Annotated in this window: 15 protein-coding genes and 19 tRNA genes; 30 read left to right on the forward strand and 4 right to left on the reverse strand. The window is 47.0% G+C overall.

From position 1 onward, the window contains the following. Positions 1–84 precede the first annotated feature (84 nt). From H9630_RS16755 to H9630_RS16845, 19 genes are all read left to right on the forward strand, one after another. Positions 85–160 (forward strand) — tRNA-Thr (locus H9630_RS16755). Positions 161–171: 11 nt separating this feature from the next. After that, positions 172–247: transfer RNA gene (locus H9630_RS16760), tRNA-Lys, on the forward strand. Between the two features lie 21 nt (positions 248–268). After that, positions 269–353: transfer RNA gene (locus tag H9630_RS16765), tRNA-Leu, on the forward strand. 5 nt (positions 354–358) lie between these two features. Then, positions 359–433, forward strand: a tRNA-Gly gene (locus tag H9630_RS16770). 27 nt (positions 434–460) lie between these two features. After that, positions 461–549: transfer RNA gene (locus tag H9630_RS16775), tRNA-Leu, on the forward strand. Positions 550–582: 33 nt separating this feature from the next. Next, positions 583–659 (forward strand) — tRNA-Arg (locus H9630_RS16780). 26 nt (positions 660–685) lie between these two features. Further along, a tRNA-Pro gene (locus H9630_RS16785) sits at positions 686–762 on the forward strand. Positions 763–768: 6 nt separating this feature from the next. Continuing rightward, a tRNA-Ala gene (locus H9630_RS16790) sits at positions 769–844 on the forward strand. A gap of 20 nt (positions 845–864) precedes the next feature. Next, positions 865–938: transfer RNA gene (locus tag H9630_RS16795), tRNA-Met, on the forward strand. Between the two features lie 8 nt (positions 939–946). Beyond that, a tRNA-Ile gene (locus tag H9630_RS16800) sits at positions 947–1,023 on the forward strand. 11 nt (positions 1,024–1,034) lie between these two features. Then, a tRNA-Ser gene (locus H9630_RS16805) sits at positions 1,035–1,127 on the forward strand. 67 nt (positions 1,128–1,194) lie between these two features. Continuing rightward, positions 1,195–1,271: transfer RNA gene (locus tag H9630_RS16810), tRNA-Met, on the forward strand. A gap of 3 nt (positions 1,272–1,274) precedes the next feature. After that, positions 1,275–1,350: transfer RNA gene (locus tag H9630_RS16815), tRNA-Asp, on the forward strand. A gap of 17 nt (positions 1,351–1,367) precedes the next feature. After that, positions 1,368–1,443 (forward strand) — tRNA-Phe (locus H9630_RS16820). 7 nt (positions 1,444–1,450) lie between these two features. Next, positions 1,451–1,524, forward strand: a tRNA-Gly gene (locus H9630_RS16825). A 14-nt stretch (positions 1,525–1,538) separates the two neighbouring features. After that, positions 1,539–1,615 (forward strand) — tRNA-Ile (locus H9630_RS16830). Position 1,616: 1 nt separating this feature from the next. Beyond that, a tRNA-Asn gene (locus H9630_RS16835) sits at positions 1,617–1,691 on the forward strand. A 4-nt stretch (positions 1,692–1,695) separates the two neighbouring features. Further along, positions 1,696–1,786: transfer RNA gene (locus H9630_RS16840), tRNA-Ser, on the forward strand. Positions 1,787–1,792: 6 nt separating this feature from the next. Further along, positions 1,793–1,864: transfer RNA gene (locus H9630_RS16845), tRNA-Glu, on the forward strand. Between the two features lie 12 nt (positions 1,865–1,876). Here H9630_RS16845 and H9630_RS16850 read toward each other — a convergent pair. After that, positions 1,877–2,842 (reverse strand): DMT family transporter, encoded by a 966-nt coding sequence (locus H9630_RS16850; RefSeq protein ID WP_191716750.1) that lies wholly within the window; start codon positions 2,840–2,842, stop codon positions 1,877–1,879. A 125-nt stretch (positions 2,843–2,967) separates the two neighbouring features. Then, positions 2,968–3,879, reverse strand: coding sequence for a 1,4-dihydroxy-2-naphthoate polyprenyltransferase (locus tag H9630_RS16855; RefSeq protein WP_191716653.1), 912 nt, complete (start codon positions 3,877–3,879; stop codon positions 2,968–2,970). Between the two features lie 170 nt (positions 3,880–4,049). Here H9630_RS16855 and H9630_RS16860 point away from each other — a divergent pair, with 170 nt between their 5' ends. The 8 genes from H9630_RS16860 (at position 4,050) to H9630_RS16895 (ending at position 12,922) form a co-directional block, all read left to right on the forward strand. Continuing rightward, positions 4,050–5,441 (forward strand): isochorismate synthase, encoded by a 1,392-nt coding sequence (locus tag H9630_RS16860; RefSeq protein ID WP_191716654.1) that lies wholly within the window; start codon positions 4,050–4,052, stop codon positions 5,439–5,441. Next, on the forward strand, positions 5,428–7,128 hold the full coding sequence (menD, locus tag H9630_RS16865) for a 2-succinyl-5-enolpyruvyl-6-hydroxy-3-cyclohexene-1-carboxylic-acid synthase (RefSeq protein ID WP_191716655.1): 1,701 nt from the start codon (positions 5,428–5,430) through the stop codon (positions 7,126–7,128). Before H9630_RS16860 ends, menD begins: the two co-directional genes overlap by 14 nt. Further along, positions 7,125–7,952, forward strand: a complete 828-nt coding sequence (gene menH / locus H9630_RS16870) for a 2-succinyl-6-hydroxy-2,4-cyclohexadiene-1-carboxylate synthase (protein ID WP_191716656.1) — start codon at positions 7,125–7,127, stop codon at positions 7,950–7,952. The genes menD and menH overlap by 4 nt, the downstream gene beginning before the upstream one ends. Next, a complete protein-coding gene (menB, locus tag H9630_RS16875) occupies positions 7,949–8,767 on the forward strand; it encodes a 1,4-dihydroxy-2-naphthoyl-CoA synthase (protein WP_191716657.1) in 819 nt (272 codons plus the stop codon). Before menH ends, menB begins: the two co-directional genes overlap by 4 nt. 64 nt (positions 8,768–8,831) lie before the next feature. Further along, positions 8,832–10,265, forward strand: coding sequence for an o-succinylbenzoate--CoA ligase (locus H9630_RS16880; protein WP_191716751.1), 1,434 nt, complete (start codon positions 8,832–8,834; stop codon positions 10,263–10,265). Further along, the gene (menC, locus tag H9630_RS16885) at positions 10,256–11,317 is read left to right on the forward strand and encodes an o-succinylbenzoate synthase (protein ID WP_191716658.1); all 1,062 of its coding nucleotides are present in this window, start codon (positions 10,256–10,258) and stop codon (positions 11,315–11,317) included. Before H9630_RS16880 ends, menC begins: the two co-directional genes overlap by 10 nt. A gap of 155 nt (positions 11,318–11,472) precedes the next feature. Next, positions 11,473–12,192 (forward strand): AAA family ATPase, encoded by a 720-nt coding sequence (locus H9630_RS16890; RefSeq protein WP_191716659.1) that lies wholly within the window; start codon positions 11,473–11,475, stop codon positions 12,190–12,192. Between the two features lie 106 nt (positions 12,193–12,298). After that, positions 12,299–12,922, forward strand: coding sequence for an MOSC domain-containing protein (locus tag H9630_RS16895; protein WP_191716752.1), 624 nt, complete (start codon positions 12,299–12,301; stop codon positions 12,920–12,922). A gap of 79 nt (positions 12,923–13,001) precedes the next feature. Here the strand turns inward: H9630_RS16895 and H9630_RS16900 are convergent, their stop codons facing one another. After that, positions 13,002–13,988: a metal ABC transporter solute-binding protein, Zn/Mn family gene (locus H9630_RS16900; RefSeq protein WP_191716660.1), complete on the reverse strand. Its 987-nt coding sequence runs from the start codon at positions 13,986–13,988 to the stop codon at positions 13,002–13,004. An 87-nt stretch (positions 13,989–14,075) separates the two neighbouring features. Continuing rightward, a complete protein-coding gene (yidD, locus tag H9630_RS16905) occupies positions 14,076–14,306 on the reverse strand; it encodes a membrane protein insertion efficiency factor YidD (RefSeq protein WP_191716661.1) in 231 nt (76 codons plus the stop codon). A gap of 107 nt (positions 14,307–14,413) precedes the next feature. Between yidD and H9630_RS16910 the strand changes: the two genes are divergently transcribed. From H9630_RS16910 to H9630_RS16920, 3 genes are all read left to right on the forward strand, one after another. Beyond that, positions 14,414–14,860 (forward strand): Dps family protein, encoded by a 447-nt coding sequence (locus H9630_RS16910; protein WP_191716662.1) that lies wholly within the window; start codon positions 14,414–14,416, stop codon positions 14,858–14,860. A gap of 66 nt (positions 14,861–14,926) precedes the next feature. Next, the gene (ytkD, locus tag H9630_RS16915) at positions 14,927–15,385 is read left to right on the forward strand and encodes an RNA deprotection pyrophosphohydrolase (protein WP_191716663.1); all 459 of its coding nucleotides are present in this window, start codon (positions 14,927–14,929) and stop codon (positions 15,383–15,385) included. Beyond that, positions 15,366–16,148 (forward strand): alpha/beta hydrolase family protein, encoded by a 783-nt coding sequence (locus H9630_RS16920; protein WP_225218631.1) that lies wholly within the window; start codon positions 15,366–15,368, stop codon positions 16,146–16,148. Before ytkD ends, H9630_RS16920 begins: the two co-directional genes overlap by 20 nt. Positions 16,149–16,183 lie beyond the last annotated feature (35 nt).

The following is a 16,183-nucleotide window of genomic DNA, read 5'->3' on the forward strand; positions in this document are numbered from 1 at the left end:
GATTAGCTCAGCTGGGAGAGCATCTGCCTTACAAGCAGAGGGTCGGCGGTTCGATCCCGTCATCCTCCACCATTTTTCTCTTTCGCCGGAGTAGCTCAACTGGTAGAGCAACTGACTTGTAATCAGTAGGTTGAGGGTTCAAGTCCTTTCTCCGGCACCACTCATGTACATGAGCCATTAGCTCAGCTGGTAGAGCATCTGACTTTTAATCAGAGGGTCGAAGGTTCGAATCCTTCATGGCTCACCATTTTAATTTCATTATTGCCACGCGGGTGTGGCGGAACTGGCAGACGCACTAGACTTAGGATCTAGCGCCTTCGGGCGTGGGGGTTCGACTCCCTTCACCCGCACCATTTTTGCGGAAGTAGTTCAGTGGTAGAACGCCACCTTGCCAAGGTGGAGGTCGCGAGTTCGAACCTCGTCTTCCGCTCCATTTTTTTGCACATAATGCCGACCCTTAGCCGGGGTGGCGGAACTGGCAGACGCACAGGACTTAAAATCCTGCGGTAGGTGACTACCGTACCGGTTCGATTCCGGTCCTCGGCACCATTTTTTTGCAAAAACCGGAGCACAACTCCATAGGCGCCCGTAGCTCAATTGGATAGAGTACTTGACTACGAATCAAGCGGTTAGAGGTTCGAGTCCTCTCGGGCGCGCCATATTTTTACACTCAGCAACTCAAGTTCGGGAAGTAGCTCAGCTTGGTAGAGCACTTGGTTTGGGACCAAGGGGTCGCAGGTTCGAATCCTGTCTTCCCGACCAAACAATGGGGCCTTAGCTCAGCTGGGAGAGCGCCTGCCTTGCACGCAGGAGGTCAGCGGTTCGATCCCGCTAGGCTCCACCAACTATAACAATAAAGATCCTGGCGGCGTAGCTCAGCTGGCTAGAGCGTACGGTTCATACCCGTAAGGTCGGGGGTTCGATCCCCTCTGCCGCCACTTTTTTAGGACCTTTAGCTCAGTTGGTTAGAGCAGACGGCTCATAACCGTCCGGTCGCAGGTTCGAGTCCTGCAAGGTCCACCATTTATTATCACGGAGGAATACCCAAGTTTGGCTGAAGGGATCGGTCTTGAAAACCGACAGGGGAGTCAAATCCCGCGGGGGTTCGAATCCCTCTTCCTCCTCCATATTTTTAAAATGTGTGGACAATTTATTTTTAAGTTTTTGTTTGAAAATAAGTACTTATTTTATTATCGCGGGGTAGAGCAGTTCGGTAGCTCGTCGGGCTCATAACCCGGAGGTCGCAGGTTCAAATCCTGCCCCCGCAACCAAATGGTCCCGTGGTGTAGCGGTTAACATGCCTGCCTGTCACGCAGGAGATCGCCGGTTCGATCCCGGTCGGGACCGCCATTTTTATCTGAATTTGTGGGTCAGTAGCTCAGTCGGTAGAGCATTAGATTGAAGCTCTAAGTGTCGGCGGTTCGATTCCGTCCTGACCCACCATTTTTTTGCGGGTGTAGTTTAGTGGTAAAACCTCAGCCTTCCAAGCTGATGATGAGGGTTCGATTCCCTTCACCCGCTCCATTTTATATACATATGGGCCTATAGCTCAGCTGGTTAGAGCGCACGCCTGATAAGCGTGAGGTCGATGGTTCGAGTCCATTTAGGCCCACCATTCCGAAGTAGCTCAGTGGTAGAGCACCGCACTGTTAATGCGATGGTCGTAGGTTCGAGTCCTACCTTCGGAGCCATACTGGGGAAGTACTCAAGTGGCTGAAGAGGCGCCCCTGCTAAGGGTGTAGGTCGGGCAACCGGCGCGAGGGTTCAAATCCCTCCTTCTCCGCCAGTATATGGCCCCTTGGTCAAGCGGTTAAGACACCGCCCTTTCACGGCGGTAACACGGGTTCGAATCCCGTAGGGGTCATCATAAAAAGTGTCATGCATTCAGTTGCATGACACTTTTTTTCTTTTGTCCAGAAATGTAGCTGTGGACCGTCATCCCAAGCATGACGAGTACGATGCCGCACCAGGATAATGCAGAAGGCCATGCAATTGACAAGAAAAGGATTTCCCCTATTAAGGCAAATACAACTTCCATAGATTGGGTAGCTTCCACTGCGGCCAACTTTTGCATATTCCCTCTGACCAGATCCGTTGCTTTAAAAAACAGTACGGTGGCAATGACTCCTGAACTGATTGCCACGACCAGCGTTTGGATGCTTTGCGATCCCGTCGGTCCACCAACTGTAAACAGGCCATAGAGTGACAGCAAGAACCAAAAAGGAAGGCTCGCTAATGCCATTCCCAGTACTCTTTGATAAGCGTCCAGTCTGCCATCGCACACTTCCATCATCTTTCTATTTCCTAATGGATAGGCAAAGGCAGCGAGTATAACTGGAAGAAAACCGAACCATATTGAAGCTGAGGAAACAGAAGCTATGTGTTCCAACTGCATCAGGCTGACACCGGCCACGATGATAAGTGATACCAGCAATCCCTTAATGGGGATTTGGCCCCTGACTTGAAGGGGCCCTTTATTTGTATGTAGAGTAATTAGAAAAAGTGGAGCCAGCAGCGTACCTGCTATTATGGTGATTTGCCATGTACCGGCTATTAACCATCCCGGCGAATAGGCAGCGGCAAAACACAGTGGGGCATAGAACAACCCAAATCCGACAAAACTCCAGAGCGCCCATGCTCTTTTATTTTTGTTCATTTCCAGCAGCAATTGTTTCAAATTGCCTCGCATAAGAACAATAACCAACAAAAAAGGAACCATAAAAATAAAGCGGAGAGAAGCACTCCAAATCCAGCTGCCTCCGCCGGCTTCCATGATAGCGTTCAATACAAACGTAAAGGCGAAGAAAAATGCGGCGCAAATGCCGATAATGACAGGTTTCAGCTTCTTCCCCTCCAAACTAGAATCTCCTGAATTATCTATCTACTATATCGTATGGCTATCGATTTTTCAAAGTGTAATTTAAACACAAAAAGGGATCTCCGAAGAAATCCCTTTTGAGCCTTCTATTATAGTAGGTAGTCAATCAATAAACCGATGCCCAGCAAAAATGCGAAAAATGTATTTGTTTTACCTGTATCCTTCATAGCCGGCATTACTTGTAACGGTTCCGTATAGCGTTTAAAGATCTGCACAACTTTAACCGGTTTGAGGACGCTCAGAAAAACCAGTAAAGCCCAGGGTGTCAATGTCCCTGAAATAACTAGGATGACAATCCATGCATAAGCAATAATAAAGAAAAACATCAGAATATTGACTGCTGCCGGTCTTCTAACTAAAATCGCCAGCGTCTTACGGCCGCTTTCTTCATCTCCCACAATGTCACGGATATTATTGGACATCATGATAGCTGCCACCAACAAAGTACTCGGAACAGCAAGCAAAGATGCTTCCAGAGTCACGGTGCCTGTTTGAATATAGAAGGCGATGATGACGATCAAGTAGCCCATGACGACTCCGGAAAAGAGTTCTCCGAAAGGGGTATAGGCAATCGGATAAGGTCCGCCTGTATAAAGGTAGCCGATCATCATTGCCACTCCGCCTACGACTAATAGCCACCAAGTAGTCTGTGAACAAATATAGATTCCGATTGCACCGGCTATCACGTAAAGCAACAATGCCAACATCAGAACGGTTTTGGGTTTGACGCCGTTCCGTACGATTGCGCCGCCGATGCCGACAGATTTCTCGTTATCTAAGCCACGGGCGAAATCGTAATACTCATTGAACATATTCGTAGCTGCCTGAATCAATAAACTTGCGATCAGCATAGCTAAAAATAAAGTCCAGTTGATCGTAGAATAATGCAAAGCAATCATCGTTCCCAGAAAAACGGGAGCGAAGGAAGCGGTTAAGGTATGGGGACGGGTTAACTGCCACCAGACGCGCCATCCGCTGTCTGCCTGTAGTGAATGTGTCATGTATATCTCTCCTTTAATTCTTTCCACTCTTCATTGTACTTCAAAATAGAGGCAAATACAGCATATGATGTGCTGATTTTAGCAGAAAAGAGTATGATAGAGGATAGAGATTAAAAAGTAGAATACTGAATGAAATAAACTAAACTATTGTTTAAAACGGAGGTAATCAGGTGAATTCAGAATCGTATTCATCGACCCAGCAATTTGCGGAAAGCCGTTACGAAGGCTACCGCTTTTATACGGAAACAATCGAAGTAACCCGCATGTCCGCGTTAGCTTTTTTTGAAGCGGGCAGAGACGGCCATGCAGGAAAGCGCATGTATTGGCAAAATCGTGAAAAGACCTTTACGCTTGTTGGACTCGGGCATGCCCACGTTTTGACATCAGATGCGGCACAAGGCCGGTTTCAGAATATCAAAGTTGATTGGAAGAGCTTATGCCGGCAAATCGTCAATGAAGAGCATGCTGTACAGCCAGTGCTGTTTGGAGGATTTTCATTTGATCCGTTAAACGATAAGGAAAGTGAATGGACAAATTTCCCGCAAGCTTATTTCGCTGTGCCGACTTTCCAGCTTATTTTAAAAGGCGAGCAGGCTTACGTCAGCATTCATCTGATCACTGAACAACATGAGAGCTTTGCCGAATTTGAGGCATTGCGCAAAGAGCGCGACAAGTTGATTCATGCAGCTCAAGTATCCGAAGTGGACAAATACGATAAGCCACAGGCAATTGGCCATCTGGAATTGAGAAAAGAGGAATACCTGCATTCCATTCAACAAGTCACCGACACCATCAAAGCTGAAGAGGTGGAGAAAGTCGTTATCGCACGTGCGTTGAAGCTAGAGTTCGATGAAAAACTTTCGCCGACGGCTGCCTTGTACCAGGTATCCAACGAACAACCCGAAAGTTTCCTCTTCGGGCTTGAAGCAGAAGAGCAGTTTTTCTTTGGGGCCACACCGGAACGGCTAGTGAAAGTGGAAGACAAAAAAGCACTTTCCACTTGTTTGGCGGGCTCTACGCCTCGCGGGAAAACTGTCGAGAAAGATACGGAACTGGGAAATGCTTTGCTGGCAGATCCCAAAAACCGTGGAGAACACCAATACGTGGTCAATATGATTTCTGAGGTTTTTGAAGCTTATTGCAGTCAGGCAAGTGTCCCTAAACTGCCGAAATTGATGAAGATCAGGGATATCCAGCACTTATTTACACCGGTGGAAGGTAATTTAAATCCAGGTGCTACTTTGTTTGATTTGGTGGAAGCCCTCCACCCGACGCCAGCACTTGGTGGAGAGCCTAAACTGGAAGCTATGGAGATGATCCGGGAGTATGAGGCATTGAACCGCGGCTATTATGCAGCGCCCGTCGGCTGGATTGACGCTAAAGGAGACGGTGAATTCGCTGTTGCCATCCGTTCGGCTTTATTGGATGGAAAAGAGGCTTATTTATATGCGGGAGGCGGAATTGTAGCCGATTCTACACCGCAATCAGAGTATGACGAGACATGGGTTAAATTCAGACCGATGCTTCGGGCATTGGGAGGTCAATTGAGTGACGAGTCGTGAAGCATTAACAGAGTACGTATCCGCATTTACCCATTCGCTGGTCGAGCAGGGAGTGACGGACGCGGTTATCAGTCCGGGATCCCGTTCAACGCCGCTTGCCTATGCCTGTATGAAGCAGGAAGGGATGACAGTCTATCGGCAGATTGATGAACGTTCAGCAGCTTATTTTGCACTGGGCATGGCGAAGGCTTCCGGCAAACCGGTGATGTTGTTATGTACATCCGGAACGGCGGCAGCAAATTATTTTCCTGCAATCGTCGAAGCCTATTATGCACGGGTTCCATTGATTGTCGTAACGGCAGATCGTCCGCATGAACTGCGGGAAGTAGGGGCTCCTCAAGCAATCAATCAAATTAATTTATTTGGCTCACATGTGAAATGGGCGACGGATCTGCCATTGCCGGAAACGGAAAATCAATTGGCGTTCCTATCCCGCCATCTGCATCGTTCTGTCCGAAATGCCAGCAGCGAACCAAAAGGCCCGGTACATATCAATGTGCCTTTCCGCGAACCATTGCGTATTGATTTCGAACAGGCGTATGAAAGCCTTGGTGAAATTGCTCATTTTGGCGGTGAGATGTCATTGAGTGCTGATAGCCAGGCATTTCTGCAGGACCTTGTGAAAAAAGAAAAAGGCTTGCTGATTGTCGGCGAAATGACTGCACCGATGCCGGAGGAATTCTGGGGCTTTATTCAAAATCTCGGTTGGCCGGTATTGGCGGATCCGCTGTCGAATCTGCGGGGCAATGTGCCTGCGGAAGCAAGACACTTTATTATCGATTCTTACGACGCTTTATTGAAAAGTGAAGCATTTAAAGAAGACGTGGTGCCTGAAGTGGTCATCCGCGTCGGACCGCAGCCGGTTTCAAAGCCATTGACTTTGTTCTTAGCTGCAGCAAAACCGGAAAAGTACATTGTCTTTGACGAAAGCCCCATGTTGCGGGATGCCCAATCCGTGGTGACGCACCATATCCAGGCATCGGCGAATAGTTTATGGAAAATGCCTATGGACACTGGAAATGCCAACTCTTACCGTGAAAAATGGACAGCAGCATCCGCCCTTTACTGGGAAGTTGTCGAGCGCCACTGCCAGGAAGAATTGGACGAAGGTGTCTTGGCCAAAGTATTTTTTGACAGATTGGAAGCTTGCGATCTGATTGTCGGCAGCAGCATGCCCATCCGTGACGTCGATACGTTTTTTAAAGCGACAGAGCGGGATGTCATGGTGTATGCAAACCGGGGAGCAAACGGCATTGACGGCGTGGTCTCAACTGCATTCGGGGTTCAGGCTGCGAAACAGCGGCCGGCTTATCTGTTTATCGGTGATTTATCATTTCTGCATGATATGAATGGGCTGATTGCGTCCAAAATGCAGAAAACGGATCTGACTATTGTCATCATGAACAACGATGGTGGGGGCATCTTCTCCTATTTGCCTCAGTCTCAGGAAGAACGTCATTTTGAGGATTTGTTCGGAACGCCGACAGGACTGACTTTTGGTGATGCTGCGAAAATGTACGATGCACAGTATGCAGCGGTGGAAACGGCTGAGCAATTGGCGGAAGCATTGGACCAGCCGAAAAATAAAGCCGTAAAAATCATTGAAGTGTTTACGGACCGACAGCACAATGTTGTGACGCACCGCAAATTATGGAGCCGCTTTAATGAGGAGCTGGCAACACAATGAAACTGGACGTTAATGGAGTAAGCTACCATGTGGAGGTAATCAATGCCGACCAACAGGAAACGATTGTCTTTTTGCATGGTTTTACCGGCAGCACAAAAAGCTGGCAGCCTGTCATTGAAGGATGGAACGATGTGAAAATCGTTCTGATCGACTTGATTGGCCACGGCGAAACGGATTGTCCGGAAGAGATCGAGCATTATCGAATGCAACGGCAGGTGAAAGACCTGGATGTGTTGTTCGCCCAATTGGGTTTGGAAGGATTGACGCTTATCGGCTATTCGATGGGCGGACGCACCGCACTTGCTTATGCCTGCAATTTTCCGGAACGCCTTAAAGGATTGGTGTTGGAAAGTGCGTCTCCCGGGCTTCGGACTGATGAAGAACAGCAAAAACGCCAGACCCGTGATGAAGGACTGGCGCAGCGGATTGCTGCCGGTGGAATAACGAATTTTGTTGACCGTTGGGAAAACATTCCGTTGTTCAACAGCCAGAAATCCCTCTCTGAGCCGGTGAAACAAGCTATCCGGGAAGAAAGGTTGGCACAGAATCCCATTGGCCTTGCAAACAGTTTGAAAGGGATGGGCACAGGTGCGCAGGAATCTTACTGGGAGCGGCTGAAGAACTTAGAAATACCGGTATTATTGGTGACAGGGCAGTTGGATAGGAAGTTTAGAGCAATCGCCGAAGAGATGGCTGAGCTGCTGCCGGATGCTGTTCATAAAACTATTGAAGGCGGGCATGCAATACATGTGGAAAAACCTGCTGAATTTGCTACAATAGTAAGGGAGTATTCAAGTTTGAACTATCAAGGAGGAAAATCATGACACGCGAGTGGATTACAGAACGTACATATGAAGATATCAAGTATGAAATTTTTAATGGTATTGCTAAAATTACCATCAACCGTCCGGAAGTGCGCAATGCATTCCGTCCAAAAACGGTTCACGAATTGATCGATGCATTTTCACGTGCACGCGATAATTCAGATGTCGGCGTCATCATTTTGACAGGAGAAGGCGAAAAAGCTTTCTGTTCAGGCGGAGACCAATCCGTACGCGGACATGGCGGCTATGTAGGGGAAGATGAAATTCCGCGTTTGAACGTCTTGGACCTTCAGCGTTTGATCCGTGTTATTCCAAAACCGGTCATCGCAATGGTTGCAGGATATGCAATCGGCGGCGGACATGTCCTTCACGTAGTATGTGACTTGACGATCGCAGCTGATAACGCACGTTTCGGCCAAACTGGCCCGCGCGTTGGTTCATTTGATGCCGGCTATGGTTCGGGTTACTTGGCACGCATCATCGGACACAAGAAAGCACGTGAAATCTGGTACCTATGCCGTCAATACGATGCGCAGGAAGCATTGGATATGGGCTTAGTCAACACAGTGGTTCCTCTGGACCAGCTGGAAGACGAGACCGTTCAATGGTGCCAGGAAATGCTTGAAATGAGCCCAACTGCTCTTCGTTTCGTTAAAGCGGCAATGAATGCAGATACAGATGGCCTTGCCGGATTGCAGCAGATGGCTGGAGACGCGACATTGTTGTACTACACAACGGATGAAGCAAAAGAAGGCCGCGATGCGTTCAAAGAAAAACGCAAACCGGACTTTGGCCAATTCCCACGTTTCCCTTGATCACCGAATAATTGAAAGCTGTCCTCTCAGGGGACAGCTTTTTTTGAAGAAAGGATTTTTTAAAATGACGTATCCGAACTGGTTGAGCCAGCGGAGTTATTTGAGTGGAGACCGTATGGCCTTGTCATTCGAAGAGCGGCAATGGACATTTTCAGAAATCAATGATCTGGCGCTTGTTTATGCCGGCAAATTGTCAGCACTTGGCGTTAAAGCCGATTCGCGTGTAGCCATCCTTGCCAAGTCCAATCCTGATTTTGTTTTTGTCATGTACGGCTGCCTTCATTTAGGCTGTGAGATGGTCATGTTGAATGAGCGTTTGGCGAAAGCTGAACTGGCCTATCAAATTGAAGATGCCCAGGTAAATTATGTATTGGTGGTTGATGTCCTGAAGGAGAAAATAGACGCAGCCAATGTGATTTTGTTCAGCCAATTGGATGAAACGGAACCGGCAGCATTCGAACCGCAAAAACAATGGCAACAGGACCGCACCATTTCGATCATGTATACCTCGGGTACTACTGGGAACCCGAAAGGAGTCCGTCAGACAGCCGAGAATCATTTCTCCAGTGCAGTTTCATCAGCGCTTAATATAGGAATTGCCCCTGAAGATGTCTGGCTTTGTTCAGTCCCGCTGTTCCACATCAGCGGTTTTTCGATTCTCATGAGATCGCTAATCTACGGTATGGGAGTGCGGTTGTATGAAAAATTCGATGCCCAGCGCAGTGCAGAGGAAATCTGCAACGGCACGGTGACGTATATGTCCATGGTCGGGGTGATGCTGGAGCGTATTCTGGCAAATGTGGAAGAAGCCGCAATGCCGGCTTCTCCCCGTTTCAAAGCGATTCTTGCAGGAGGAGGACCGATTCCGGTCGCCTACATCAATCGCGCAGAAAAATGTGGAATTCCAGTGCTGCAGACATACGGCATGACGGAAACCTCTTCTCAGACCACCACTTTGCAATCAGCGGATGCCGAACAAAAAATTGGCTCTTCCGGCAAACCGCTGTTTTTATATCAAGTGAAAATTGATGGCACAGAGGAACCGGGAGAAAAAGGCGAAATCCTTATTCACGGTCCTCAAGTCACGCCTGGATACATCGGCAAATTTGCTGAACGGAAAGTTCAGGAAGACGGCTGGCTCCATACCGGAGATATCGGTTATTTAGATAATGAAGGGTTTTTATTTGTGGTGGATCGCCGTTCAGACCTGATTGTTTCAGGTGGGGAAAATGTCTATCCCGCTGAAATTGAAAAAGTGTTGCTGGCCCATCCCGCTGTCCGTGAAGCCGGTGTATGCGGTGGGCCGAGTGATAAATGGGGAGAAGTTCCCGTAGCGTTCGTGGTGTTGAACAAAGAAGCGACGGCGGATGAGTTGTTAGTGTATTGCCGCGAGCAGATCGCTTCTTATAAAGTGCCAAAGCAGCTGCTGTTTGTTGAGGAGCTGCCCCGTAATGCCTCCAACAAGCTGTTGAGAAGAGAGTTGAGAACATGGCTGTAACCATCCGGGACATCCAGTTGGAAACGGTGCGGCAACCGCTGCGGAAACCGTTTAAAACGGTGCTGCAGCAAGTGGAAGAGCGTGAAGTGATCATTGTGTCGGTGACCGGTGATAAAGGGCATGTCGGCTACGGGGAATGCGTGGCTTTCGAAACGCCCTGGTATACAGAAGAGACGATTACAGGCTGCCGTTTTGTATTGGAGCATTCGTTGCTGCCGCTTCTTGCCGGTAAAACCATCGGCCATCCGAGCGAAGTTTGGGAGTTGTTCAAAACGCTCAAAGGCAACCGGATGGCTAAAGCGGCGGTTGAAATGGCGGTATGGGATTTGTTCGCCAAAGTGGACCAACAACCATTGTGGAAGTTTCTGGGAGGTTCCCGGCAATCGATTCCAGCAGGCGTGGTTGTAGCTGCGGACCCTTCAAAAATAGCAGAGCAGGTGGCACAAGCTGTGAACTCCGGTTACCGGCGAATAAAAATAAAGATACACCCTGAAACAGATCGTACTTTAATGAAAACGATTGTTGCCGCTTACCCGGAACTCCTGTTTTTTGCAGATGCCAATGGCAGTTTCCAGACACACAGTGTTGAACGATTGAAAACATTCGACGATATCGGCTTTACGCTGATTGAACAGCCTTTTGGCGAACGGCAATGGGAGTTGCATGCACAGGCGAAAAAAGAGCTGGACACGAAGATCTGTTTGGATGAAAGCATTGCCTCTGTGGAAGATATGCAGGAAATGATTGACCGGGAAGCCGGCGACATTATCGTCTTGAAAATGAGCCGGCTTGGGGGATGGACAGAAACATTAAAAGTGATCGAACTGTGCCGGACCCATTCCATCGGTACCTGGGTCGGGGGAATGATTGAATTCGGCGTTTCCAAAGCCCATAATCTGGCTTTGGCATCGTTGCCGGGAATCATCTACCCTGGTGATTTTTCAGCTTCCGGACATTTCTGGGAGAAAGATATCATCGAGCCTGAAATCATAGTAGAAAATGGCGAAATCGTTTTGAGCGATCAACCGGGAATCGGTTATACAGTGGTCTGAATCAATTATGGTTCAGACCTTTTTTATCAGGTGGAATTTTTGTTTGCAGTTGGGAAATAATATGAGACAATGAATAAAAATTAACAGTAATGAATAATTAGCGGTTGTGATCATTCTTTTAAAGATCTGAGGGAAGAAGCCAGGGAGGTGCATCCATGTTTTTGAATCGAATCAGTTTATTGAAAGAAGAAATCGACGATTATGGACAGTATCCTTTTACTGTTCCTTCGATCGGCACTATGGATCAACTGGATTTGAGCAATCCAATTACTTTTTTTGTAGGGGAGAATGGCTCGGGCAAGTCTACATTGCTCGAGGCCATAGCGGATAAATGTGGTTTTAATACAGCTGGAGGAGGCCGCAATAATACCTATGAAGTCCATGCCGCTGAATCGGCATTGGGCGACTATATCCGGCTTTCCTGGATGCCGAAAGTCACGAATGGGTTCTTTATGCGTGCGGAATCGTTTTACAACTTTGCCACACATCTTGAAGAAATCGACGGGGATGGTTTCCAATCGTATGGAGGCCGTTCCTTGCACGAACAATCACACGGTGAATCATTCCTGTCTTTGTTCTTGAACCGTTTTAACGGCCGTGCCCTGTATTTGCTGGACGAGCCCGAGGCAGCATTATCGCCGCAGCGGCAATTGACGTTTCTGCGAATATTGAAGGATTTGATTGATGAGGAAAATTGCCAGTTCATCATCGCGACCCATTCGCCTATTCTTCTTGGCTATCCGGATGCCAAAATCTTGAGCTTTGATGGCGGCTCCATTGAAGAAATCGATTATGAAATGACAGACCATTACCGAATCACTAAATATTTTCTGGACCATCGGGAAAAGTTTTTGAAAGAGATTTTGGAGGATTGACAAGCCGTCGTACAATGGAAGAAAATGAGAATCATTAGTATAAACAAAAGGTGGGGTGAATGTGACAAATTCGGAGAGAGCAGCCATAAAAAATCTTGCTGTCGGCATGCCGGAAAAGATGGTCTATGGAGACGGCAAAACTATGGAAACGGCTATACGAAAAAAACAGGTGGAAGAAGTATATTTAACCAAAGATGGTTTCGAGGGAGATGGCGTGGCGGACCTGAAGCACCATGGGGGACCGGATCGCGCTGTCTGCATTTATCCTTATGAACATTATGATTACTGGAATGGCCATTTCGGCACACAATTGCCCCACGCTGCTTTTGGAGAAAACCTGACAGTAACGAATATGCTGGAGCAGGATGTCTGCATTGGCGATATTTTTCAGGTGGGAGAAGCCATTATTCAAGTGACGCAGGGTAGAGTTCCTTGCCATACAATCGACAAGCGGCTCGATATGAAGCCGCTGCTGAAAGACATGGTTAAGACAGGCTATACAGGATATTTATGCCGAGTCCTGGAAGAAGGGACAATCAGAGCCGATTCAACCATCCGTTTAGTATCGAAAGATCCTCAACAAGTATCGGTTCTCTATGCCAATGAAATCAATTTCCATCGCCCGAAAGATGTTGATGGCATCGTCAAAGTGCTTGAAGCGGAAGAACTTGCAGATGAATGGCGGCAATTTCTGACAAAGCGGTTGATTAAGCTGACTTCTGGAAAGTAGCATACCTTTTCTTTCCCATCAAAAAGCACGGCAGCGAAATTTCAGCTGCCGTGCTTTTTAATGGATTGGTGTACCTTTTTTATTTCAGAATTGTTTCCAGTACCTGCAGATTTTTTTCCATTAAGGTGAAGTAAGTTTCTTCGTTGTCGATATCCTCCTGTGTCAATACACCGAGATTATGCATTTGAATCGCTTCTGCACCTACTTCGTTTTGAATGACTTCCGTCAAATTGGAAGAAACATTTTGTTCGAAGACAATGTTCTGAACGTCTTTTTCTTTCGCCAAATCGACGATTTTGGTCAACTCTTTTTGCGATGGTTCATCCTGGCTGTTCAATCCTGCAATCGCAACTTGTTCAAAGCCATAAGGTTCAGAAAGGTAGCTGAAAGCCGCGTGAGAGACGAAGAAAGTATCTTTGCTGACACGTTCAGACAAAGCTTCGAAGGATCGATCCAAAGTCTCTAACTCCGCAACCAGTTCCGTATAATTGCTTTCGTAAACTTCTGCATTTTCCGGATCAGCCTGTGTCAACGAAACCTTGATGGATTCCGCCAGTTTCTCGCTAAGCATCGGAGACATCCAGACATGTGGGTCAGTAGAACCGTGATCATGGCCATCGTGGCTTTCCGCTTCTTCGGCATGTGCTTCATCATGCTCTTCTTCGTGTTCCTCTTCTTTATGGCCAAGAGCTGCTTCCAGGTCTTCATCTGAAATCTGATCGGCTGTGGCAATGAATTCGACGTTTTCATTCTGTAAAGTTTGTTTGGCGCTGTCGATAAATCCTTCCAGCCCCAGACCGATTGAAAACATCAAATCAGCATCTGCCAACTTGATCATCTCTTGCTGTGTAGGTTCAAAAGTATGTTCATTTGAACCTGCCGGATAGATTGATCGGACATCGACCAAATCTCCAGCAATGCGCTCAGTGAAATAAGTCAGGGGATAAACTGTTGTGTACACCTGCAGTTTTTCCGGATCTCCATCCACGCTTTGTGCTTCTTCACTTGTCTTTCCACAAGCTGCCAATAACAAAATCAAGGGTACCAATAATAGAATCTTTTTCATATTCAACCTCCAAAATGTAACGATTACGTTTTAATGACTATTTGAATATTACAGGAAGCTCTTTAAAAACACAAGAAAAACCACCAATTATTTTTTTGGTGGCCATTCTTCCGGGACAAAATCAATCCCGCCTTTATGGAAAGGGTGACAGCTCAAAATGCGTTTTGCTGCCAAATATCCGCCTTTCAATGCGCCGTGCTTCTCGACCGCTTCGATGCCATAATGGGAACAGGTCGGATAGAAACGGCAGCTTGGTGGAGACAATGGCGAGATGAACCGCTGGTAGAAGCGGAAAATCTTCAGTAAAACCGTCTTCATGATTGTTCAGCTCTTTTCGGGTAAGTTCTTTATATGTTTATTGTAGGGGCATAAGAGGTATAAATAAAGTATAAGAACTTATCAAACTAACTGGAGTGTGATTGGAAATGTCAAACGAATTAAACCACGAATTAAACGTACAGGTGGCTACATGGTCTGTAGCTTATACAAAATTACATAATTTTCATTGGTACGTGAAAGGGCCTTCGTTCTTTACTCTACATGTAAAATTTGAAGAATTGTATAACGAAGCAACCCTTCATATGGATGAAATCGCTGAGCGCTTGTTGGCATTGGGCGGAAAACCGGTCGCTACAATGAAAGAGCAGCTTGAGCTGTCCGTTATTGAAGAAGCAAACAAAAAAGAAACAGCCGAAGAAATGGTTGATACCGTTGTCAGTGACTACGACAAAATCATGAAATCTTTGAAAAAAGGCATGGAATTGGCGGCTGAAGACGGCGACGACATGACAGAAGATATGCTGAATGCTATTCACCAGAACCTCGAAAAACATTCTTGGATGTTATCAGCATTCCTGGGTGAAAAGAAGTAAAATAGAACTATACAAGCGTACACTGAATTCTAGTGTACGCTTTTCCTATGGCATCGGGGTGAAAAAATGCAGTATACAGATTTAAACGGTTATTTATGTCAATTATCATTCGAAGAAAACAGCTTCTCAATTGAGAGCAGACATGTGTTGGTGATTAGCCGTTACAAAGGGCAATGGCTATTGACACGGCATAATGAGCGCGGACTGGAATTTCCCGGAGGCAAAGTAGAAGCGGGTGAAAGTTTACAGGAGGCGGCGATGAGGGAAGTTTATGAAGAAACGGGCGCTCATCTGAAGGACCTAGAATGGTTTGCAGAATACGTGGTTTTTTCGGAAATTCCTTTTTGCAAAACGGTCTTTACAGGGGAAATCGGAAAAATTGATCGGATCCCGTTTCTTGAAACGCAAGGAATCGTGTTATCAGGAAATTTGGAGTTGGACGACAGCTACAGTTTTTTGATGAAAGACGAAGGAATGAAGACAATAATAGAGAAGGTGAAGCAACTTGGAAAATGGAATGATTGATAAAAAGAAACCTTATCCATCACCGAATCCTCATGTCCGTTTGATGGAAATTATTTATTGGTCGGAAGGATTAAGGGTAAAAGGCATGCTGGCAGAGCCTAAGGAGCCCGGAAACTATAGCGGCATTTTGTATTTAAGGGGTGGCATCCAGTCGATCGGAATGGTGCGCCCTGCTCGCATCGCCCAATTTGCGGCACAGGGCTTTGTCGTGTTTGCGCCTTATTACAGAGGCAACCGGGGTGGTGAAGGCCGTGATGAATTTGCGGGGGCAGACCGGTGGGATGCGGTCCATGCAGTCGATGTCCTGAAGCACTACAGCAACGAAAACGTGCATCTGCTGGCGTTTTCAAGAGGCGGCATCATGGCTTTATGGACGGCAATCCTTCGCCCGGATATTGCATCTGTCGTTACGTGGGCGGGTGTAACAGATACAGTACTGACATATAAAGAGCGGCCGGACATGCGGCGCATGATGAAACGGCTCTATGGCGGGACGCCCAACACAGCATTGGCTGAATACGAAGAACGCAATCCCTTGTTGCGGATCGAGGAAAGTGCAGCCCCTTTTCTGATCATTCATGGCCTGAAGGATGAAAACGTCTATCCGGCTCAAGCTTTTCTGTTGGAAGAAGCATTAAAGCTGAATGGGCAGACGCACGAAACCTGGTATTTTCCGGATTACACACATTTTTTTCCGCCGGCAGCAAATCGCCAAACAGTACAAGCAGTCTGCAAGTGGATGGGTGAACAAGAAAAAAAATGATTTAACTGAATCCAAACAAAAAAACCGTTCGGATT

The organism is Planococcus wigleyi, assembly GCF_014836985.1.
In the GTDB taxonomy this organism is placed as follows: Bacteria; Bacillota; Bacilli; order Bacillales_A; family Planococcaceae; genus Planococcus; species Planococcus notacanthi.